Source organism: Dactylosporangium sp. NPDC000244, from assembly GCF_040300725.1.
In the GTDB taxonomy this organism is placed as follows: domain Bacteria; phylum Actinomycetota; class Actinomycetes; order Mycobacteriales; family Micromonosporaceae; genus Dactylosporangium.
The window spans coordinates 100,047-122,142 of the sequence record NZ_JBEPEH010000010.1 but is presented as its reverse complement, the minus strand read 5'-3'; the positions used below and the strand labels follow the sequence as shown (position 1 = coordinate 122,142).

At 72.5% G+C, this 22,096-nt stretch carries 17 protein-coding genes; 13 read left to right on the top strand and 4 right to left on the bottom strand.

Translation table 11 applies throughout. The annotated features are described in order from the left end of the window. Positions 1-23: 23 nt before the first annotated feature. Both ABT369_RS16120 and ABT369_RS16115 read right to left on the bottom strand, forming a co-directional pair. Complete coding sequence (locus ABT369_RS16120; RefSeq protein ID WP_350612834.1) at positions 24-1,916, bottom strand: helix-turn-helix domain-containing protein; 1,893 nt, start codon at positions 1,914-1,916, stop codon at positions 24-26. Positions 1,917-1,926: 10 nt separating this feature from the next. Further along, entirely contained in the window at positions 1,927-2,694 is a 768-nt protein-coding gene (locus ABT369_RS16115; protein ID WP_350612632.1) for a 3-hydroxybutyrate dehydrogenase, read from the bottom strand. Between the two features lie 141 nt (positions 2,695-2,835). On the opposite strand from ABT369_RS16115, the gene ruvC reads away from it, so the two are divergent. The 8 genes from ruvC (at position 2,836) to ABT369_RS16075 (ending at position 11,785) form a co-directional block, all read left to right on the top strand. Continuing rightward, the gene (gene ruvC / locus ABT369_RS16110; RefSeq protein WP_350612631.1) at positions 2,836-3,348 is read left to right on the top strand and encodes a crossover junction endodeoxyribonuclease RuvC; all 513 of its coding nucleotides are present in this window, start codon (positions 2,836-2,838) and stop codon (positions 3,346-3,348) included. Beyond that, entirely contained in the window at positions 3,345-3,947 is a 603-nt protein-coding gene (ruvA, locus tag ABT369_RS16105; RefSeq protein WP_350612629.1) for a Holliday junction branch migration protein RuvA, read from the top strand. The genes ruvC and ruvA overlap by 4 nt, the downstream gene beginning before the upstream one ends. Beyond that, complete coding sequence (gene ruvB, locus ABT369_RS16100; protein WP_350612628.1) at positions 3,944-5,002, top strand: Holliday junction branch migration DNA helicase RuvB; 1,059 nt, start codon at positions 3,944-3,946, stop codon at positions 5,000-5,002. The genes ruvA and ruvB overlap by 4 nt, the downstream gene beginning before the upstream one ends. 105 nt (positions 5,003-5,107) lie before the next feature. Next, the gene (yajC, locus tag ABT369_RS16095; RefSeq protein ID WP_350612627.1) at positions 5,108-5,455 is read left to right on the top strand and encodes a preprotein translocase subunit YajC; all 348 of its coding nucleotides are present in this window, start codon (positions 5,108-5,110) and stop codon (positions 5,453-5,455) included. A gap of 80 nt (positions 5,456-5,535) precedes the next feature. Further along, complete coding sequence (gene secD, locus ABT369_RS16090; RefSeq protein WP_350612625.1) at positions 5,536-7,380, top strand: protein translocase subunit SecD; 1,845 nt, start codon at positions 5,536-5,538, stop codon at positions 7,378-7,380. Between the two features lie 2 nt (positions 7,381-7,382). Then, the gene (secF, locus tag ABT369_RS16085; RefSeq protein WP_350612624.1) at positions 7,383-8,549 is read left to right on the top strand and encodes a protein translocase subunit SecF; all 1,167 of its coding nucleotides are present in this window, start codon (positions 7,383-7,385) and stop codon (positions 8,547-8,549) included. A gap of 62 nt (positions 8,550-8,611) precedes the next feature. Next, entirely contained in the window at positions 8,612-9,148 is a 537-nt protein-coding gene (locus ABT369_RS16080) for an adenine phosphoribosyltransferase (RefSeq protein ID WP_350612623.1), read from the top strand. Positions 9,149-9,202: 54 nt separating this feature from the next. Then, positions 9,203-11,785, top strand: coding sequence for a RelA/SpoT family protein (locus tag ABT369_RS16075; RefSeq protein WP_350612622.1), 2,583 nt, complete (start codon positions 9,203-9,205; stop codon positions 11,783-11,785). Between the two features lie 84 nt (positions 11,786-11,869). Here the strand turns inward: ABT369_RS16075 and ABT369_RS16070 are convergent, their stop codons facing one another. Both ABT369_RS16070 and ABT369_RS16065 read right to left on the bottom strand, forming a co-directional pair. Beyond that, positions 11,870-12,751, bottom strand: coding sequence for a peptidylprolyl isomerase (locus tag ABT369_RS16070; RefSeq protein ID WP_350612620.1), 882 nt, complete (start codon positions 12,749-12,751; stop codon positions 11,870-11,872). A 44-nt stretch (positions 12,752-12,795) separates the two neighbouring features. Continuing rightward, positions 12,796-13,581 carry a peptidylprolyl isomerase gene (locus ABT369_RS16065; RefSeq protein ID WP_502891768.1) on the bottom strand — a complete coding sequence of 262 codons (786 nt, stop codon included), beginning with the start codon at positions 13,579-13,581 and terminating at the stop codon, positions 12,796-12,798. Between the two features lie 289 nt (positions 13,582-13,870). Between ABT369_RS16065 and ABT369_RS16060 the strand changes: the two genes are divergently transcribed. The 5 genes from ABT369_RS16060 (at position 13,871) to ABT369_RS16040 (ending at position 22,075) form a co-directional block, all read left to right on the top strand. Next, on the top strand, positions 13,871-14,554 hold the full coding sequence (locus ABT369_RS16060) for an MBL fold metallo-hydrolase (RefSeq protein ID WP_350612616.1): 684 nt from the start codon (positions 13,871-13,873) through the stop codon (positions 14,552-14,554). Between the two features lie 6 nt (positions 14,555-14,560). After that, positions 14,561-15,886, top strand: a complete 1,326-nt coding sequence (gene hisS / locus ABT369_RS16055; RefSeq protein ID WP_350612614.1) for a histidine--tRNA ligase — start codon at positions 14,561-14,563, stop codon at positions 15,884-15,886. Between the two features lie 42 nt (positions 15,887-15,928). After that, a complete protein-coding gene (gene aspS / locus ABT369_RS16050) occupies positions 15,929-17,752 on the top strand; it encodes an aspartate--tRNA ligase (protein ID WP_350612612.1) in 1,824 nt (607 codons plus the stop codon). Between the two features lie 25 nt (positions 17,753-17,777). Beyond that, positions 17,778-19,211 (top strand): replication-associated recombination protein A, encoded by a 1,434-nt coding sequence (locus ABT369_RS16045; RefSeq protein ID WP_502891767.1) that lies wholly within the window; start codon positions 17,778-17,780, stop codon positions 19,209-19,211. A 1,043-nt stretch (positions 19,212-20,254) separates the two neighbouring features. Next, positions 20,255-22,075 (top strand): hypothetical protein, encoded by a 1,821-nt coding sequence (locus tag ABT369_RS16040; RefSeq protein ID WP_350612610.1) that lies wholly within the window; start codon positions 20,255-20,257, stop codon positions 22,073-22,075. Positions 22,076-22,096 lie beyond the last annotated feature (21 nt).

Sequence of the window (22,096 nt, the reverse complement as noted above, 5' to 3'; positions counted from 1 at the left end):
GGGCCGTTCGGCGTTTCGGGGGACTAGTTCGTCTGGAGGCGGTGCAGGCGCAGTGCCAGCTGGACCTCCAGGGCCCGCTCCGGCTTCTGCCAGTCGGGGCCGAGCAGCTGGGCGATCCGCTCCAGGCGCTGGGTCACCGTGTTCACGTGGACGTGCAGCAGCTCGGCGGCCCGGGCCAGGCTGCCGCCCACGCCGAAGTACGCCTCCAGCGTCTTCACCAGCGCCGTCCCGCGCCGCACGTCGTAGTCGACCACCGGCCCGATCGTCGCGGCCAGGAACGACTGCACGTCGCGGTCGCGCCCGTCCGGGGCCGAGCCCAGCAGCAGCCCGACGAAGCCGAGCTCCGCGGTGCTCGCGCCGGTGCCGGTGCGCCCCAGGGCGGTCAGCGCCGTCACGCAGCGGTCGGCGTCGCGGTACGCCGCGGAGATCGCCTCCGGGCGCACGGCCGGGCCGCCGGCGCCCGCCGTGATCGGGCGGCCCAGCAGCTTGCCCAGGTCGCGGGCGACCGCCCGGGCCGCGTCGCCCGGTGCGTCGCCGGGCAGCAGGAGCACCACGTGGCCGTCGCGGGCCGCGGCGAGGCCGGAGCGGCTGTGGGCATACGTCTGCGCCCACGACACCGCCCGCTGGCGGACCGAGCCGCCGGCGAGCGCGTCGGCGCCGATGGCCACCACGACGTTCGGGGCGTCCAGGTCCACGCCGAGGCGCTTAGCCCGCGTCCGCAGCGCGTCGGCGTCGCGCACGGGGCGGGTGATGACGTCGTCCAGCAGCTCGCCGCGCACGCGGCCCTCGGCCTCGGCGACGGTACGCCGGAACAGCTGCAGCAGCGCGGTCACCACCGCGGCCCGCTCGAGGATGCGCTGGTCGGCGTCGACCAGGGGGCTGTCCGGGCGCATGACCAGGGCGCCGAGGTTCTCCGCGCCGGCCACGACCGCCGCCACCCACAGCTCGCCGCGGCGCACGCTGCGCCCCTCGGTGCGCGACGCCGCCAGGGCCTCGGCGATCGCGCTCGGCTCGGGCCGCTCCAGCTCGCCGACCAGCGCCAGGGTCCGGCCCTCGGCGTCGAGCACGAGCAGCGAGCCACCCAGCACCTCGACCACCACCGCGGCCACGTCCTCGACCCCGGCGCCGCGCAGCACCAGGGCGGTCATGCGGTCGTGGGCCGCCGCGGCGCGCTCGACGGAGTCGCTGTGCGCGCGGATGACCCCGTTGGCGGTGGAGAGCTCGGCGAGGGCCTCCTGGGTCTCGCCCAGCAGGCGGGCGGTGTCGATCGCGACGGCGGCGTTGGCCGCGAGTGAGACGAGCAGCGACACCTCCTCGCGCGCGAACGGGCGGGCGGAGCGGTTCGCGGCGTACAGCACGCCGATGATCCGCGCCCCGAGCCGCAGCGGCACGCCCAGGATCGCGATCAGGCCCTCCTCGCCCACGCCGGTGTCGATGTCGCCGGTGTGGCGGAAGCGCTCGTCGCGCGGGTAGTCGGCGGTGACGTACGGGCTGCCCGTCTGCGCCACCAGCCCGCCGAGCCCGGCCCCCATCGGCAGCCGCAGCGCCTGGAAATGGGCCGAGATCGAGCCGTCGGTGACGCGCATGTAGGTGTCGCCGCGGGCCTCGTCGTTGAGCGTCATGTACGCCACGTCGGCCCCGAGCAGCGTGCGCGCCCGGTGCACGATGGCGGCGAGCACGGCGTCGACGTCGCGCAGCCCGGCGAGGTCGCTGGCGGTGTCGAAGAGCCCCGACAGCTCCTCCTCGCGGCGCCGGCGGCGCTCGATCAGGGCACGCACCCGCAGGGCCACGACCTTGCCCTGCTCCAGCTCGGCGATGCGCTCCGGCGGCAGCCCGGCTCCCCGGGCGGCGACCAGCGGGCCCTCGAACTCGACGGCCGCAGCCTCACGGGCCAGTAGCTCGAGGTACTCCAGCATCGTCACGTGCCTAGTGTGCGGTCCAGCCGCCGTCGATCGACAGCGAAGTGCCCGTGATGAACCCGGCGACGTCCGTGCAGAGGTACGCGACCAGCTCCGCCACCTCCTCGGGCTCGATGAGCCGCTTGATGGCCGCGCTCGTGAGCATGATCTTCTCGACGACCTCGGACTCGGGGATGCCGTGCGTGCGGGCCTGGTCGGCGATCTGTCCCTCGACGAGCGGGGTGCGCACGTAGGCGGGGTTGATGCAGTTCGAGGTCACCCCGTGCGGGGCACCCTCGAGCGCGACGGTCTTCGACAGGCCCTCGAGGGCGTGCTTGGCGGTGACGTACGCGGCCTTGAACGGCGACGCGCGCAGCCCGTGCACGGAGGAGATGTTGACGATCCGGCCCCAGTTCCCGGCGTACATGTGCGGCAGCACGCCGCGCACCAGGCGGAAGGGTGCGGTCACCATGACCGCCTGGATGTAGGCGAAGCGGTCCGGCGGGAACTCCTCGAGCGCGGCCACGTGCTGCAGCCCGGCGTTGTTGACCAGGACGTCCACGTCCGGGCAGTCGCGCAGGACGGCGTCCAGGCCAGCCGGGTCGGACAGGTCGGCCACCACCGGTACCACACCGTCGAGGGTCTTGAGATGGTCCTCGTCGCGGTCGACGGCCACGACCCGGGCCCCGGCGGCCGCCAGCCGCTCGGCGACGCTGCGGCCGATGCCGCTGCCGGCCCCCGTGACCATCGCGGTGCGGCCCCGCAGGTCCAGCGCGACCACATGCTCCGTCGTCATGGCCGGAAACGTACGAGGCTTCGCTCCGCCGTCCCATGGGGGAGGCCCACATACCTTTACCGCACTCGGTGTGTGTGTCGCGCGATCGGCGCGCGGCGATCGTCCGATAGGGTGTCGAACACACGTTTGAGGGGAGCGGCGGTGCGCGTGCTGGGGGTCGACCCGGGCCTGACCCGATGCGGCGTCGGGGTGGTCGAGGGCCGCCCGGGCAGCCCGTGCCGGTTGGTGCACTACGAAGTCGTCCGCAGCGACGCCGACCTGGACCTGTCCCTGCGCCTGCTCAACCTCGACCGGCGCCTCACGGAGCTCCTCGCCGAGCACAAGCCCGAGAGCGTTGCCGTGGAGCGCGTGTTCGCCCAGCACAACGTGCGCACGGTCATGGGCACCGCCCAGGCCGGAGCGGTGGCGATCCTCGCCGCGGCCCGCGCCGGGCTGCCCGTGCAGATGTACACCCCGAGCGAGGTCAAGGCCGCCGTGAGCGGCAACGGGCAGGCCGACAAGGCCCAGGTGACCGCGATGGTGACCCGGTTGCTGCGGCTCGAGGTCGCGCCTCGCCCGGCCGACGCCGCCGACGCCTTAGCCTTGGCCATCTGTCATGTGTGGCGGGGCGGTGCGCGGGAGCGCATCAGCGCGGCGGTGAGGAGGACGCGGTGATCGCGAGCGTGCGTGGCAAGGTGGCGGCGGTGTCGCCCGACGGCGCGGTGATCGAGGTCGGCGGGGTCGGGCTGGCGGTCCAGTGCTCTCCGCACACCCTCGCCGAGCTGCGGGTCGGCCAGGAGGCCCGGCTGGCCACCTCGCTCGTGGTGCGCGAGGACTCGCTGACCCTCTACGGCTTCGCCGACGACGAGGCCAAGCAGCTGTTCGAGCTGCTGCAGACCGCGACCGGGGTCGGGCCGCGGCTGGCCCAGGCGGTGCTGGCCGTGCACACCCCGGAGGTCGTGCGCCGCGCGATCTCGGCCTCCGACACCTCGACCCTCACCCAGGTGCCGGGCATCGGCAAGAAGGGCGCCGAGCGGTTGGTGCTGGAGCTGCGGGACAAGATCGGCGCGCTGCCGGGCGCCGGGGCGGCCCTGGTCGTCGGCGGCGCGGTGTGGCCCGAGCAGGTCCGCCAGGCCCTCGTCGGGCTCGGCTGGAACGAGAAGCAGGCCGACCAGGCCGTGGCCGCGGTCGCCGAGCAGCTCGACGGGCAGACCGTCCCGCCGGTGCCGGTGCTGCTCAAGCAGGCGATCCGGATGCTGGGCACCATCCGATGACGGATCCGCTGGTCAGTGCGTTCGCCTCCGACGAGGACCTCGCGGCCGACCAGAGCGTGCGGCCCAAGCGGCTCGCGGAGCTGATCGGCCAGCACCGGGTCCGCGAGCAGCTCGAACTGCTGCTGCAGAGCGCCCTGCGCCGCGGCAGCCCGCCCGACCACATCCTGCTCTCCGGCCCGCCCGGGCTCGGCAAGACGACGATGGCCATGATCGTCGCCGCCGAGCTGGGGGCCGGGCTGCGCATGACCAGCGGCCCGGCCATCGAGCGGGCCGGCGACCTCGCCGCCGTGCTGACCAGCCTCACCCGGGGTGACGTGCTGTTCATCGACGAGATCCACCGCATCGCGCGGCCGGCGGAGGAGCTGCTCTACAGCGCGATGGAGGACTTCCGCGTCGACGTCGTGGTCGGCAAGGGCCCGGGCGCGACCGCCATCCCGCTCGACGTGGAGCCGTTCACGCTGGTCGGTGCCACGACCCGCAGCGGACTGCTCACCGGCCCGATGCGGGACCGCTTCGGCTTCGTCGGCCAGCTGGACTTCTACGACCCGGAGGAGCTCGAGCAGATCATCTCGCGCTCGGCCCGCATCCTCGACGTGCCGATCACCGAGGACGGGGCGGTCGAGATCGGGCGGCGCTCCCGTGGGACGCCCCGCATCGCCAACCGCCTCCTGCGGCGGGTCCGCGACTATGCCGAGGTGCGGGCGGACGGGGTCGTGGACATCGCCGCGGCCCGGGCGGCGCTGCGGGTGTACGACGTCGACGAGCTGGGCCTGGACCGGCTCGACCGGTCGGTGCTGCTGGCCCTGCTGCGCCACGGCGGCGGGCCGGTGGGGCTGTCCACCCTCGCGGTGGCCGTCGGTGAGCAGCCGGACACGGTGGAGGAGGTGTGCGAGCCGTTCCTGCTGCGCTCGGGGCTCATGGCGCGCACGCCCCGTGGTCGGATCGCGACGGCGAGCGCCTGGCAGCATCTTGGCATCCCAGGGCCCGCTGGTACCGTCGAGGGCGGAAAATCCGCGGGCGGCTTGTCCCAAACGCCCGGTCTATTCGATTTGTGATCGGACCGTGACGGACGCCGGTCATCGTGGTTTCCGACACACCGACTAGACTCGCCGCGATCCGCTGCGCGGACATCAGACACTTTAATCGGGAAGGCCATAATCGTGTATAACGCCGCGGAGTCCTCGGGCGGCAGCTCGGCGCTCCCGCTTCTTGTCGTCGTCGCCTTCGCCGCCTTCGTGTACTTCCTCATGATCCGCCCGCAGCAGAAGCGCCGCCGCGAGGTCGAGAGCATGCAGTCCACGATGGGCATCGGCGACGAGGTGGTGACGGTCGGAGGCCTCTACGGCATCGTCACCGAGGTCGACGCCGACACCGTCATGCTCGAGATCGCTCCGGGTGTCTCCGCCAAGTACGCCCGGGCCGCGATCGGCAAGGTGAACCGGAAGGCGGCGACGGAGGAAGAGCCCCCCGCCGACGAGGAGTCCGCGCCTCCGGCGGACACCGACTGAAAGCCCAGCTCGCTGCCCGCTATGTGAAACATTCACGCCGCGCGACCTCCGCCGGCGTCGTGTAGGGAGACCCGACAGCCGTGGCACAACCTCAGGCACCGATGCGCCCGAGCCGCCAGCTCGCCGTGCTTGCCGCCATCTTCATCATCCTCGCCGCCATCGTATGGTTCGGCGGCAAGGGTGGCTGGCGCGACCGGCTCGAGCCCAAGCTCGGCCTTGATCTGATCGGCGGGACCACGGTCACGCTGCAGGCCCAGAACCTGGAGGGCAACAAGCCGCCCACCCAGGATCAGATGGAGACCGCCCGCCGCATCATCGACCAGCGGGTCAACGGCCTGGGTGTCGCCGAGGCCGAGGTCGTCGTCGAGGGCAGCAACAACATCGTCGTCTCCCTGCCGGGCAAGAGCGACGACCGGCTCAAGCAGATCGGCCAGACCGCCGAGCTGCGCTTCCGCATGGTGACCGGGCAGACCGGCGACACGGGCGCGACCGACCCGTCGGCCTCGCCGTCGGCGCCGGCCTCCCCAAGCGCGTCGGCCCCCGCCTCGGCCCCGGCGTCGGCGAACGCCTCGGCGACCGGGCAGCCGTCCGCCACGCCGACGTCCGCCGCGCCGACCGCGGACCCGTCGGGCTCCGCGGCCGCCGGTGCGGGCGCGTCGGCCTCGGCGCCGGAGTCCCTCGCGCCGGACGTCGCCACGCAGCGCGCCGCGGTGCAGAAGAAGCTGGGCGCGAGCGTCTGGGCCGCCGCCATGGCCGAGCAGGCCCCGGTCGACTTCACCCAGGACGCCGCCAAGGCCGAGCAGTACAAGGGCTTCAAGGACCTGACGCCGGCCGAGGTCGCGGTGCTGCCGGCGTCGATGCAGTACAACATCCCCTACATCACCTGCGACAAGCTCAACCACCGGCCGGTCGGCTCGATCAGCAAGGCCGACGAGCCCGCGGTCGCGTGCGGGCCGGGCGTCAAGTACCAGCTCGACGCCGCGAAGGTGCTCGGCACCGACGTGTCGAGCGCGACCTCGGGCATCAACTCGCAGAACGGCAAGTGGACGGTCAACCTGTCCTTCCACAGCGACGGGCAGAACCGCTGGACCGACCTGACCCGCGTGGCCTACAACAACGGCCAGGACAGCAAGCAGGTCGCCGTGGTGCTCGACAACGAGGTCGTGTCGGCGCCGACGATCCAGAACGTCATCCCGGGTGACGCCGAGATCAGCGGCACCTTCACGAAGACCGAGGCCCAGCTGCTGGCCAGCCAGCTGCAGTACGGCGCCCTGCCCCTGTCGTTCACCTCGCAGGACGCGCAGAGCATCTCCGCCACGCTGGGCAGCTCGCACCTGGAGGCCGGCCTGCTCGCCGCCGGCATCGGCCTGCTGCTGGTCGTGCTCTACTCGTTCTTCTACTACCGGCTCCTCGGCGGCGTCATCATGCTGAGCCTGGTGCTCTCCGGCGTGCTGGTCTTCATGGCGCTGATCATCCTGGGCCGCTGGATCGGCTTCACGCTGAGCCTCGCCGGCTTCGCCGGATTCATCGTCTCGCTCGGTGTGGCGGCGGACTCCTTCGTCATCTACTTCGAGCGGCTCAAGGACGAGATCCGCGACGGGAGGAGCCCGCGCAGCGCCGTGCCGCGCGCCTGGGTGCGCGCCCGCCGCACGATCATCTCGGCCAACACGATCACGCTGCTGGCCGCGGCGATCCTGTACTTCGTCTCGATCGGCTCGGTGAAGGGCTTCGCCTTCGCCCTGGGCGTGGCGACGATCCTCGACCTCGTGGTCGTGTTCCTCTTCCGTCACCCGATCATGACGCTCTTCGCCCGCAGCAAGGCGTTCTTGTCGCCGCGGGTCAGCGGTCTCGGCCGCGTGCTCGAACAGCGATCCACCACCGACGCGGCGCCCACCACCCGTCGTAACCGCCCGAAGGAGGCCTGACGATGAGCGCCAGTGGCATCGCAGCCCGGCTGTACCGCGGTGAGGCCGGCGTCGACATCGTCGGCCGCCGCAAGGTGTGGTTCACCGTCGCCGCCGTCGCGATCATCATCGCGATCGCGAGCATGCTCATCCGCGGCTTCACCCTCGGCATCGAGTTCGAGGGCGGCAACCAGTACAACGTGCCGGTCAAGGTGGGCACGCTGGAGCAGGTCGAGAAGGCGTTCGGCGACGCCGGGGTCGAGGTCAAGACCGGCCAGACCGTCGGCGACAGCCAGTACATCATCAAGACCGAGCTGATCAACGACGCCCAGCGCCAGACCGAGATCAAGGACTCGGTCGCGAAGGCCTTCGGGATCGACGCGACCCAGATCTCCGACAGCGCGGTGAGCACCTCGTGGGGCGGCCAGGTCACCAACAAGGCCGCGCTGAGCCTCGCGATCTTCCTCGCCGCGGTGCTGGTCTACCTCGTCGCCCGCTTCGAGTGGCGGATGGCCGTCGCCGCGATCGCCTCGCTGCTGCTGGACCTGATCCTCACCGGCGGCGTGTACTCGCTCGTCGGCTTCGAGGTCACCCCGTCCACGGTCATCGGCTTCCTGACGATCCTCGGTTTCGCGCTCTACGACGTCGTCGTGGTGTTCGACAAGGTGCAGGAGAACACCCGCGGCATCACGGGCTCGAGCACCTCGACCTACTCCGAGGCGGCCAACCTCGCGGTCAACCAGACCCTGATGCGCTCCATCAACACCGGTCTGGTGGCGCTGCTGCCGGTCGGCGGCCTGCTCTTCATCGGCGCCGGCCTGCTGGGCGCCGGCACGCTGAAGGACCTCGGTCTCGTGCTCTTCATCGGCATGGGCGTCGCGGTGTACTCGTCGATCTTCTTCGCCACCCCGGTGCTGGCGGAGCTCAAGGCCCGCGAGCCGCGCCTGCAGCAGCACGCCAACCGGGTCAAGGCCAAGCGCACCGCGCAGGCCAAGGAGGCGGCGACCCGCGCGGCCGGCCCGGCCCGCGACAGCGACGGGGTGCCGATCGGCGGCCCGGCGAAGGCGGTCGAGCGCTCCGAGCTGGCCGGCGCGGCCCCCCGTCCGGGGGCTCGCCCCGCGGCGCGGCCCGGTCAGGGCAAGCGCCCGCGCGCGGGCGGCCGTCCCGCCGGGGGCGGCGGCCGGCGGTAGCCGGTCAACTGCGAAAATCAACGGGCGCCGCGGTCCTCGCGGCGCCCGTTGACGTTTTCTGGGTGAGGAGCTCCGTGGACATCGCCGAGCTGGTCGCGAGCAAGGTCCTCGACGTGCCGGACTTCCCGAAGCCGGGGATCGTGTTCAAGGACCTCATGCCGCTGTTCGCCGACGGCCGGGCGTTCGCGGCCTCCGTCGACGCGATCATCGCCGAGCACGGCGAGGAGAGCTTCGACGTCGTGGCCGGCATCGAGGCGCGCGGGTTCGTCATCGCCGCCGCGATCGCCTACGCGACGGGCAAGGGTGTCGTACCCGTCCGCAAGGCCGGCAAGCTGCCCCGTGCCACCGTCTCGGCGACCTACGCGCTGGAGTACGGCGAGGCGGCCCTGGAGGTGCACGCCGACGCGTTCATCGCGGGGGAGCGGGTGCTCGTCGTCGACGACGTGCTCGCCACCGGCGGCACCGCCGCGGCGACCCTCGGGCTGGTCGAGCGCGCCGGCGGGACGGTGAGCGGCTTCAGCGTCCTGCTGGAGCTGTCGTTCCTGGAGGGGCGGCAGAGACTCGCGCCACGTCCGGTTCATGCCCTGTTGACCGTCTGAGGGCCGCTCACGGGGGCTTCCACCCCGTTTTCCCGGCCCCTCCGCTGACGGGAAATGTCGGCCCGGACGGGTAAGCTTGCGGTTCGGAACGTTGTCGGCGATGAGGAGCGGCCGGTGACCGGCGACATCGCACCCCCCATTGAGGGTACGGTCGACCACGTGCAGGATGAACCGCAGGACGTCCGCGAATCGACCCAGCCGGAGACGGCGGAGGCCGGCGGCGTGGTGCTGCAGTTCCCGACGCCGCCCGGCACGCCCCAGCGCCGCGCGTCCGACCAGCAGCCTCCGCGTCGCACGCCCGAGGAGATCCTCAACGAGGACACCGAGGATCTGACCGACGCCGCCAGCGGGGTCACGGGCGCCATGGCCGGCCTCGTCGGGGCCGCGCCCACGGGCCGCCGCGTGCGGGCCCGCCTGGCCCGCTTCAACGCGCCCTGGCAGAGCCCCTCCGTCAGCGAGGTGCTGGAGCCGCTCATCGCCCAGCACAAGGCCAGCCACCCGAAGGCCGACGTGCGGCTGCTCCAGCGCGCCTACGACATGGCGGAGCACTTCCACAAGGGGCAATACCGCAAGTCCGGCGACCCCTACATCACGCACCCGCTCGCGGTCGCCACCATCCTCGCCGACCTGGGCATGGACACCACCACGCTGGTCGCCGCCCTGCTGCACGACACGATCGAGGACACCGAATACACGATCGAGCGCATGCAGGTCGACTTCGGCGGCGAGGTCACGCTGCTCGTCGACGGCGTGACGAAGCTCGACAAGGTGAAGCTCGGCGACGCGGCCAAGGCCGAGACCATCCGCAAGATGGTCGTCGCGATGGCCAAGGACCCGCGGGTGCTGGTGATCAAGCTCGCCGACCGGCTGCACAACATGCGCACCCTGACCTTCCTGCCGCGGCCCAAGCAGGAGCAGAAGGCCAAGGAGACGCTGGAGATCCTGGCCCCGCTCGCGCACCGGCTGGGCATGAACACGATCAAGTGGGAGCTGGAGGACCTGGCGTTCCGCACGCTGTTCCCCAAGCGCTTCGACGAGATCAGCCGGCTCATCGCCGAGCACACCCCGCAGCGCGACTCGCTGCTGCGCACCGTGACCCAGAAGGTCGCCAACGACCTCAAGGCCGCCAAGATCAAGTCGGAGACGACCGGGCGGCCGAAGCACCTGTACTCCGTCTACCAGAAGATGATCGTCCGCGGCCGCGACTTCGGCGACATCTACGATCTGGTCGGCGTGCGCATCCTGGTCGACACCGTGCGCGACTGCTACGCGGCCCTCGGCGTGATCCACGCGAACTGGCAGCCCGTCCCGGGCCGGTTCAAGGACTACATTGCCATGCCGAAGTTCAACATGTACCAGTCGCTGCACACGACGGTCATCGGACCCACCGGCAAGCCCGTCGAGCTGCAGATCCGCACCTACGCGATGCACCGCACGGCCGAATACGGCATCGCCGCGCACTGGCGCTACAAGGAGACCAAGAACGCCACGATCGCCGGGCCGCCCGCGCACATCGACGAGATGACCTGGCTGCGGCAGCTGCTGGACTGGCAGCGCGAGGCGAGCGACCCCAGCGAGTTCCTCGACGCGCTCCGGTTCGACCTGTCGAGCCAGGAGGTCTACGTCTTCACGCCGAAGGGCGACGTGATCGCGCTGCCCACCGGCTCGACGCCCGTCGACTTCGCCTACGCGGTGCACACCGAGGTCGGCCACAAGTGCATCGGCGCCCGCGTCAACGGCAAGCTCGTGCCGCTGGAGAGCACGCTGTCCAACGGCGACGTCATCGAGATCTTCACCTCGAAGTCCGAGACCGCCGGCCCGACCCAGGACTGGCTCGGCTTCGTCAAGAGCCCGCGGGCCCGGACCAAGATCCGGCAGTACTTCAACAAGGAGCGCCGCGAGGAGGCGATCGAGGCCGGCAAGGAGGCGATCGTCAAGGCCATGCGCAAGCAGGGCCTGCCGCTGCAGCGCCTGCTCACGTCCGAGTCGCTGATGACGATCGCCCGGGAGCTGCACCTCACCGACGTGGCCGCCCTCTACGCCGCCGTCGGCGACGGGCAGGCCTCGGCCCAGTCGATCGTGCAGCGCCTCGTGCAGGGCTACGGCGGCGAGGAGGGCGCGGTCGAGGACATCGCCGAGACCGCGATCCCGACGCGCCCGGCCCGCGCCCGCACCGCCGCCTCCGACCCCGGCGTCGAGGTCCTCGGCGTCGACGACGTGTGGATCAAGCTGGCCCGCTGCTGCACTCCGGTGCCGGGCGACGCCGTCTTCGGCTTCGTCACCCGCTCCGGCGGCGTCTCCGTCCACCGCGACGACTGCGCGAACGCGGCGGACCTCAAGGAGCAGCCGGAACGGGTCCTGGAGGTCAGCTGGAAGCCCACGAGCGCCTCGACGTTCCTGGTGGCCATCCAGGTGGAGGCGCTCGACCGCCACAAGCTCCTGGCCGACGTGACCCGGGTCCTGTCCGACGAGAAGGTCAACATCCTCTCGGCCACGGTCACGACCACGCGGGACCGGGTGGCCATCAGCCGCTTCAGCTTCGAGATGGCCGACCCCAAGCACCTCAACCACCTGCTGGCGGCCGTCCGGCGCATCGACGGGGTCTACGACGCCTACCGCGTCACGTCCGGCGCCTGACGCACGACAGAGCTGCCTGACGCACGACAGACACGAAAAGGGCCGCCCACCGGATTCGGTGGGCGGCCCTTTCGCTTGCGGAACTTACGGGGTCGGGGCGCTCATCGTCAGGCTCTTGATGCGCACCTCGGTCTTCGGCTTGCCCTCGCTCGGGGCTGCGGACGGGTCCGCGGCCGGCGCCGACGGGTCCGGCACCACGCCGGCCTCCGCGACCTTCTTCACCAGGTCCAGGCCCTCGGTCACCTTGCCGATGACCGTGTAGTTCGCGTCGAGCTGGGCGATGTCCTTGTAGACGATGAAGAACTGGCTGCCGGTCGAGGCGGGCTGGCCGTTGTTCGCCATCGCGACGACACCCTCGCCGTAGGCCGGGCGCTTGCCGGTCGGCAGGTTCTCCTCGGCGTAGCGGTACGAGGGGCCGCCGTAGCCGGTGGCGAACGGGTCGCCGCACTGCAGCACGTAGATGCTCTGCAGCACCAGGCGGTGGCAGGTGGTGTCGTCGAAGAACTTCTTGCTGGCCAGGTAGGTGAAACTTTCCGCCGTGCACGGGGCGTGGGCGGTGTCGACCTCGATCTTGATCGTGCCGACGCTCGTGTCCAGCGTCATCGTCTGGGTGCCGGTGCGCGCCTCACCCGTGGCCGGGGGCTTGCCCACGTCCTTGGTGTTCTTCGCCAGCTCCGGGTCCGGCGCCGCGCTCGCGCTCGGGTCGACCAGCGGCTGCCAGGCGCACGCTCCCGGCGCGCCCGCGGAGCCCGACGGGTTCGCCGAGGCCGCGTCCTTCTTGTCGTCGCCGCTGGTCAGCGCGATCACCACCCAGGCCGCGATGAGCACCACGACCAGGGCGCCCGCCCCGGCGGCGATCGTCGTGTTCCTACGGCGCCGGCTTCGGGACTGCTCGGCCCGGTCGGCCATCTCCCGTTCCAGCCGCGAACGCGCCGCGGCGCGCTGACGGTCCCGGTTGGTGCTCACGGTTGGTACTCCTTGCTCAACAGGGATGGGGTGGACTTCACGCTTCAGGAGTTGCTGGAGGCGCCGGCCGACGGCGCGGCGGAGGCGGAGGCCGAGGACGCTCCGCTCGTCGACGGGACGGGCTCGGGCTCCGCCGGCGCCTGGTCGGTGACGGTCAGCGAGCTGATCTTCACTTCCTGGTTGGGCTTGCCGCCGCCGGCCTGGATCGAGCCGTCGTTACCGGCCGCACCGATCTTCTGCAGCACGTCGAGGCCGCCGACGATCGTGCCGAAGACCGTGTAGTTCGGCGGGAACTGCTGGTCCTTGAAGACCAGGAAGAACTGGCTGCTGTTGGTGTTCGCGCCGGAGTTGGCCATCGCCAGCGTGCCGGCCGGATACAGCGCGGTGTCCGCCGCCGGGGCGGAGGCGTCGGCGGGCGCGCTCGGGTCGGCCGACGGGGCGGTCGGCGACGGCAGGTTCTCGTCCGGGAAGCGGTACGCCGGGCCGCCGCTGCCGGTGCCGGACGGGTCGCCGCACTGCAGGATGGTGTCCGTCGAACGGTGGCAGGTCGTGTTGTCGAAGAACTTCTTCCCCGCCAGGTACCGGAAACTGTTCACGGTGCACGGCGCCTTGCTCGGGTCGAGCTTCGCGGTCACCGTGCCCTGGCCGAGCGTGATCGTCATCGTCTCGACGCCGTTCTTCACGACGTCGTTCACCGGCGGCTTGCCGACGTCGACGACGCCCGTGGCCTGGTCGACGGAGGTGTACGCACACTCCGCGGCCACGGCCGGGGCGGGAGAGAAGCCGCCGGTCTTCCAGATCACTACCACGACCAGCAACGCGAGCACCACGGCCGTACCGATGCCCGCTTGCCACTGACGGCGGCGCCGCGCCGCGGCCGCCCTCCGGGCAATCTGTCGCTCGGTCTTGGCCCGCGCCAGAGCGCGCTGCCGGCTCTTACTGGAAGCCACCTGTGCTCCCCTCCAGGAAAATACATTTGGGTGCCACGTCACACGCCCGCCAGAGTGTACGGGTAGAACCCGGAATGCGGGTCGCCGCCCGGTCACGGTTCGCTGTGCCTGACCTCCGGATAGGGTCTAGCTGGTCATTGATCAGGCATCGACAGTGAGGAGCGCCGCCGTGCTGGTTGCCGGTTTCCCGGCCGAGGCGTTCGGGACCAACTGCTTCGTGGTGGCCCCCGGGCCGGGTGAGCAGTGCGTGGTCATCGATCCGGGCATCGGGGTGACGGACCGCCTCGACGAGGTGCTGGCCGAGCATCGTCTCCAGCCCGCCGCGGTGCTGCTCACGCATGGTCACCTCGACCATACGTTCTCCGTGACGCCGGTCTGCGGCGCGCGCGGCATCACCGCGTACATCCATCCCGACGACGCCGAGATGCTCGCCGACCCCACGAAGGGCCTGAGCACCGACCTCACCGCGCTGTTCGGGGGCCGGCTGACGTGGAGCGAGCCGGAGGACGTGGCGCCGCTGCAGGACGGCCTGGTGCTCAAGCTCGCCGGGCTGGAGCTGACCGTCGACCACGCGCCGGGGCACACCCGCGGCTCGGTGATGTTCCGCGGCGGCGACGGCGACGACCGGCTGTGCTTCTCCGGCGACGTGCTCTTCCGCGACTCGATCGGCCGCACCGACCTGCCCGGCGGGAGCATGGAGCAGATGATGGCGAGCCTGCGGGACAAGGTGCTGACGCTGCCCGACGAGACCGTCGTGCTGCCCGGGCACGGCCCCGAGACGACCATCGGCCGCGAGCGGGCCCGCAACCCCTATCTCCGTGAGGCGCTCGAGGCGCCGCGTAAAGGCTGGTAGACACCGATGACCCGACCCACGCCGCTGTCCGGCTTCCCGGAGTGGCTCCCCGCCCAGCGCATCGCCGAGCAGCAGGTGCTCGACCGGCTGCGCCGCACCTTCGAGCTCTACGGCTTCTCCTCGCTGGAGACCCGGGCCGTCGAGCCGCTCGACCAGCTGCTGCGCAAGGGGGAGACCTCCAAGGAGGTGTACACCCTCCGCCGCCTCCAGGCCGCCGAGGGCGAGGACGAGGTGAGCCTGGGGTTGCACTTCGATCTGACCGTTCCGTTCGCCCGCTATGTGCTTGAAAATGCCGGAAAGCTCCAGTTCCCGTTCCGGCGGTACCAGATCCAGAAGGTGTGGCGGGGCGAGAAGCCACAGGCCGGACGCTACCGCGAGTTCCTGCAGGCCGACATCGACATCGTCGACCGCGACACCCTCCCGCCCCACTATGAGGCCGAGATCCCGCTGGTCATCGGCGACGCGCTGCGCTCGCTGCCGATCCCGCCGGTCAAGATCATGGTGAACAACCGCAAGCTGTGCGAGGGCTTCTACCGCGGCCTCGGACTCTCCGACCCCGAGGAAATCCTCAGGGTAGTCGACAAGCTGGACAAGATCGGCCCGAACGCCGTCGCCCAGCTCATCGTGGCGGCCGGCGGCAGCGAGGCGCAGGCCAAGGCGTGCCTCGCGCTGGCCGAGATCCGGGCCCAGGACGCGTCCTTCGCCGACGCCGTGCGCGCGCTCGGCGTCGAGCACCCGCTGCTCGACGAGGGTGTGAGCGAGCTCGCCGCGGTCGTGGAGACGGCCCGGGAGCACAGCCCCGGCCTGGTCGAGGCCACCCTGAAGATCGCCCGTGGGCTCGACTACTACACCGGGACCGTCTACGAGACGGAGCTGGCCGGCTACGAGCAGTACGGCTCCATCTGCTCCGGCGGCCGGTACGACAACCTGGCCAGCGCGGGCAAGGACGTCTTCCCGGGCGTGGGCATCTCCATCGGCGTGTCCCGCCTGCTCGGCCTGCTCTTCGACGCCGGCGAGCTGGCCGTCAGCCGCCCCACCCCGACCGCGGTGCTCGTCGCGCTGTGGAGCGAGGAGGAGCGGGCGACCAGCAACCGCATCGCCGCCGACCTGCGCGCCCGGGGGATCGCCACCGAGGTCGCGCCCGTCCCCGCGAAGCTCGGCAAGCAGATCCGCCACGCCGAGCGCCGGGGCATCCCGTTCGTGTGGTTCCCGGCCAGCGCCTCGGCCGAGGGCGGCGATCAGGTCAAGGACATCCGCTCCGGCGAGCAGGTGCCCGCCACGAGCGCGGAGTGGAACCCCCCGGCCGAGGACATGGCGCCGAGACTGCAGTGAAAGAATGTGGGTGACTTTGCGTAGTTCGCCGAAGGAGACCTCGTGATCCGATCCCATGAGTCCGGCACCCTGCGTGGCGCCGACGCCGGAACGACCGTGACGCTGGCCGGCTGGGTGGCCCGCCGCCGCGACCACGGCGGGGTCATCTTCGTCGATCTGCGCGACGCCTCGGGCGTGGTCCAGGTCGTTTTCCGCGAGGAGATGCAGGCCGCGCACGCGCTGCGCAACGAGTACTGCGTGCTCGTCACCGGCGAGGTGCGGCTGCGCCCCGAGGGCAACGAGAACCCCGACCTGCCCACCGGTGCGGTCGAGGTCGTCGCCACCGGGCTCGAGGTGCTCTCCGAGGCCGCGCCGCTGCCGCTGCCCATCGACGACGGGGAGGCGGCAAGCGACGACGTTCGCTACCGGTACCGCTACCTCGACCTGCGCCGCTCCGGCCCGCACAAGGCCATGAAGCTGCGCAGCCGGGCCAACCAGATCGCGCGCAACCTGCTCGCCGACCGGGACTTCGTCGAGGTCGAGACCCCGACGCTGACCCGCTCCACGCCGGAGGGCGCCCGCGACTTCCTGGTGCCGGTCCGGCTGCAGCCCGGCACCTGGTATGCGCTGCCCCAGTCGCCGCAGCTGTTCAAGCAGCTGCTCATGGTCGGCGGCCTGGAGCGGTACTACCAGATCGCCCGCTGCTACCGCGACGAGGGCTTCCGGGCCGACCGCCAGCCCGAGTTCACCCAGCTCGACATCGAGATGTCGTTCGTGACCCAGGACGACATCATCGAGCTCGGCGAGTCGATCGTCCGGGCACTCTGGTCCGACCTCGCCGGGCACGAGATCAACGGCGAGATCCCGCACCTGACCTGGCACGACGCCATGGCGCGCTACGGCTCCGACAAGCCGGACCTGCGCTACTCGGTGGAGCTGACGGAGCTCACGCAGTACCTGCGCGGCACCGAGTTCCGCGTCTTCGCCGGCGCGATCGACGCGGGCGGCTACGTGGGCGCGGTCGTGATGCCCGGTGGCGCCGCGCAGACCCGCAAGGAGCTCGACGGCTGGCAGGACTGGGCCAAGGCGCGCGGTGCGAAGGGCCTGGCCTACGTGGTGCTCGACGCCGAGACGGGCGAGGCCCGCGGCCCGGTCGCCAAGAACCTCTCCGCCGAGCACCTGGGCGGCCTGGCCGACGCGGTCGGTGCCAAGCCCGGCGACGCGGTCTTCTTCGCCGCCTCGACCGAGCGGCGCGAGGCGCAGGAGCTGCTGGGCGCGGCCCGCATCGAGATCGCCAAGCGGGCCAAGCTGGTGGACGAGAGCGCGTGGGCGTTCTGCTGGATCGTCGACGCGCCGATGTTCGAGCCCACCGACCCGGAGGCCGGCGGCACCGGGGGCGGGGCCAAGGGCTGGACGGCCGTGCACCACCCGTTCACGTCGCCGAACCGCGAGTGGATCGAACGGTTCGAGGAGTCGCCCGGCGAGGCCCTCGCTTACGCGTACGACATCGTCTGCAACGGCAACGAGATCGGCGGCGGATCGGTCCGTATCCACCGCGGCGACGTGCAGCGGCGCGTGTTCGACATCCTCGGCATCACCGCCGAGGACGCCGCGGACAAGTTCGGCTTCCTGCTCGAGGCGTTCAAGTACGGCCCGCCGCCGCACGCGGGCATCGCCTTCGGCTGGGACCGCATCTGCATGCTGCTCTCCGGCGCGGAGTCGATCCGCGAGGTCATCGCGTTCCCGAAGACCGGCGGCGGCTTCGACCCGCTCACCGGCGCGCCGACCCCGATCACCAAGGAGCAGCGGGCGGAGGCCGGCGTCGACGCCAAGCCCAAGGCCCCGGTCCCGGCCGACGTGAAGGTCCCGGTCGAGCGCTCGAATTGAGCTCCGGACTGTAGGGTCGGGGGCCGTGGACGGCTTGTTCGAAGTTGGTGGCGGCCCGGAGCTCCCAGGCGGGGATCCGGGCGCCGCCAGCGGCTTCACCGAGGTGGCGGGCGACGCGCCGCTCGCGGTCCGGATGCGCCCGGCGAACCTCGACGAGCTCGTCGGCCAGCAGCACCTGCTGGCCCCGGGCGCGCCGCTGCGGCAGCTGGTCGGCGGCGCCTCGCCGATGTCGGTGATCCTCTGGGGCCCGCCCGGCTCCGGCAAGACCACCATCGCCCACCTCGTCGCCGGATCCACCGACCGGAAGTTCGTCGCGCTCTCGGCCCTGTCGGCCGGGGTCAAGGACGTGCGCGCGGTCATCGACACCGCCCGCAAGGAGCGCCGGCGCGGCGGGCCGCCCACGGTGCTGTTCATCGACGAGGTGCACCGCTTCAGCAAGACCCAGCAGGACTCGCTGCTGGCCGCGGTGGAGGACCGCACCGTGACGCTGCTCGCGGCCACCACCGAGAACCCGTACTTCTCCGTCATCTCCCCGCTGCTGTCGCGCTGCGTGCTGCTGACCCTCCAGCCGCTCACCGACGACGACGTGCGCGCGTTGCTGGACCGCGCGGTCACCGACGCCCGCGGGCTGGACGGCGCCGTGTCGCTCGACGCCGACGCGGAGGCGCATCTGGTACGGCTGGCCCGCGGCGACGTCCGCAAGGCGCTCACGGCCCTCGAGGCGGCCGCGGGGGCCGCGATCGCGCAGGGCATGGCCACCGTCGACCTCGCGACCGCCGAGAAGGCCGTGGACGTGGCCGCGCTGCGCTACGACCGCGACGGCGACGAGCACTACGACGTGGTCAGCGCCTTCATCAAGAGCATCCGCGGCTCCGACGTCGACGCGGCCCTGCACTACCTGGCCCGCATGATCACCGCGGGGGAGGACGCCCGGTTCATCGCCCGGCGCATGGTCATCTCGGCCAGCGAGGACATCGGCATGGCCGACCCGACCGCGCTGCCGATCGCGACGGCCGCCGCGCACGCCGTCGAGTACGTCGGGCTGCCCGAGGTCCAGATCGTCCTCGCCCAGGCCGTGATCCATCTCGCGCTCGCGCCGAAGTCCAACGCGGTGGTCGCGGCCATCGGCGCGGCCATGGCCGACGTGCGCTCCGGGCACGGCGGTGCAGTTCCCGCGCATTTACGCGATTCGCATTACAAGGGGGCGAGCCGGGTCGGGCACGGGAAGGGGTACAAATACCCTCACGACGATCCGCGCGGCGTGGTGCAACAGGAGTACGCCCCGGAAGGGATTCGCGACCGGGAGTACTACCGCCCGAAGGGCCATGGCGCGGAGCGCGCCGTGGCGGAACGATTGCCCAAACTGCGGCGTATCGTGCGGGGGACCGGAGCGACCGGAGCCTCCGGGGCAGGTGACGCTCCGGAGCCGAACAGCAGCGTGGAGGAGCGACACCGGTGAGTTCGGGTCGAGACGAGGCCAAGAAGCGGCGCGGCCGCGGCAAGGCCGATCCAGGCTCGAGCGAGGACGAACTCGGCTGGCTGGCCGAGCTGCGCGGCGTGGGCAACGACCCGGCGGACGACTTCGGCGCCCAGGCCCCCGGCTACGGCGCGCCGGCCGCGGCGGACGTGCTCGATGGGGTGAATCCGCGCCGTGCGGTGCCGCCGCAGTCGCGCGGTGACGCCCCGGCCAACGCCGGCCCTGGCACCGGTGGCTTCGCGCCCGGCAACTCCGGCGGCTTCCCTCCCGGCGGTGCTGGCAGCCCCGGCGGTCCTGGCAGTTCCGGTGGTGCTGGCAGTTCCGGTGGTGCTGGTCGCGGCGGTCCCGGTGGCGGTGGTCCTGGCGGTGCCGGCGGTCCCGGTGGCGGCGGTCCTGGTGGTCCTGGCGGTGCTGGTCGCGGCGGTCCCGGTGGCGGCGGCTCCGGCCCCGGTGGTGGAGCCGGCGCGCCTGATGCCGAGCCGCCGTCGGGGCGGTCGGGTGGGCGCTCCCGTTCGTCCCGGTCGGGTGCCGAGGCTCCCGCGCCGCCGGCCGAGCCGACGCAGGCCTGGCGCGTGCCGCGCGACGCCGCCGGCCCGGCCACCGAGGCGATGCCGACCTGGCGTCCCCCGCGCGACGTGCTGCGCGAGTCCACCGAGGCCGCCCCGCCGCCTCCGGCCGCCGCCGCACCAGCCGCTCCGGCGAACCCGGACGCGACGCAGGCCTGGCGCGTCCCGCGCGGAGCCGCGCGCGAGTCCACCTCGGGTTCCCGTCCGGCCGATCCCCGCCGCGAGTCCGCCACGGATCCCCGTCGGGAGTCGACGTCTGGCTCTCGCGCCGCGAACCCGGCAGAGCCGCGGCGTGAGTCGACGTCTGGTGCTCGTCCCGCGAATCCGTCGGAGCCTTGGCGTGAGCCGGCCGCGGAACCCCATCGGGAGTCCACATCGGACCCTCGCGAGCCTTGGCGCGAGCAGCGGTCCGCCGGGGGTGCCGAGGGCGGGTCGCGCGGGCGCCGTACGGCTCGCGAGATGGCCGCCGCCTGGGAAGCCACCGCCGCCGCCACGCTGGCCCCGTCCGACTCGGCGCCTTCCGGGCCTCCCGCCGCGCCGCCGGCCGGGGGCGGGCGTCGGCGTGCGCCTGAAACCGAGGTCGAGCCGCCGACCGGACGCCGGGCCTCCCACGCGCTGCCCGAGCCGCGCCGGGGGGAGACCGAGCCGCCGGCCGGACGGCGGGCGGCCGGTCCCGCCGGTGGCGGTGGTCGCCGGCACGCGGCCGAACCCGACGAGCCCGCCGCCTTCCAGCCCGGCCACCCAGGCCCGGCCCCCGACCAGCGCACCGGCGAAGTCCGCGGCGGCGATCCGCGCGGCGGCGATGTCCGCGGTGGCGGCCCTCGGACCGGCGACGTGCGCGGCCCCGATCAGCTGACCGGCGACGCGCGCGGTGGCGACTCGCGCGGCGGTGAGCCTCGCGGCGGCGATGCCCGCGGTGGCGGCCCTCGGACCGGCGATGTGCGCGGCCCCGACCAGCGGACCGGCGACGTGCGTGACCCCGATCAGCGCGGCGGCGACCTGCGCGCGCCCGATCAGCGCGGCGGCGACGCGCGCGGCTCCGATCAGCGTGGCGGTGACGTCCGGGGTGGCGACGGGCGCGGCCGTGACCAGCGCACCGGCGAGGTCCGGGGCGGCGACCCGCGCGCTGGTGAGATGCGCGCCGGCATGCCCGCCGAGGCCCCGAGCCGCCGCGGCCCCAACGGACCCGGCAATGGCCCCGGCAGCGGCCAAGGCAACCAGGGCAACCAGGGCAATCAAGGCAATCAGAGCAGCCAGGGCAACCAGGACGGCCCCGGCGGTCGTGGCGCCGGGCCGGGCGGGCGCGGCGGTCCCGGCGACGACCAACGTGGTCGCGGCGGCCGTGGCGGTCCCGGCGCGGGTCAGGGCGGTTCCGGTGGTCCCCGTGGTCGCGGCGGCCAAGGCGGCCAGGGTGGCCCGGGCGGACCCGGCGGCCGTGGCGGTCCCGGCAACGGTCAGGGAGGCGGCCCGCTCGGCAACGGCAGGGCCCCCGGTGGCCGGTCCCAGGCCGACGGCCCGCCGCCGAAGCCGTTCGTCGATCTCGCGCGCTTCGATCCCAACCCGGTCACGTATCGCGGCACGGCCAGCTCGCCCGCCGCGTTCGACTGGGAGTCCACGACGCAGATCGCGCCGTTCGGGCTGTTGCAGCGGGCTCAGGTCAAGCGGGTGCGGCAGCTGCGGTACTTCACGATCATCTTCCTGGTGCTCGCCGTCGTCAGTGCGCCGGCCGCGTTCTTCGTCATTCGCGAGCTCTCGCGCGACCCTGTGTTCGCCGAGCTCGATGATCTTGATCTGCCCGAGTGGGCCGCTCGCAACCCCACCGACGGGGCGGTCGGCAGCCGGTGGTGCATCAACGAGTGCCGGTCCCGCCAACGTACGTGGGAGTCCGCGCGCGGGCCCGACGAGACCAACCGCGCCTTCGTGGGCAAGCTGCGCGACGCCGGCTGGGTGGAGTGGAGCATCCCCGACTGCCAGGCCGAGGGCGTGGACGGCATCGAGACGTGCTGGCAGCGCGACGAGTACGTGCTCGACCTGTGGGTCCGCGCCGCCGTCTGCGACGTGAAGGGCGCCCGCCCGACGATCAGCGCCGCCCCGCCCCCGAGCGCCGGCGCGAAGACGCCGACCGCGAAACCGTCGGCGAAGGCGTCCGAGGCGGTGCCGGGCGGCGAGGGCGACCCCGGCCCGGCACCGACGGCGATCTGCCCGCTGGCCGTCACGACGATCAAGGTTTTCAACCGCATCAGTTACGACCCCGGGGGCGGTGGGCAACCCGGCCCGTGAACCGCGCGAAGTGAAAGCGCA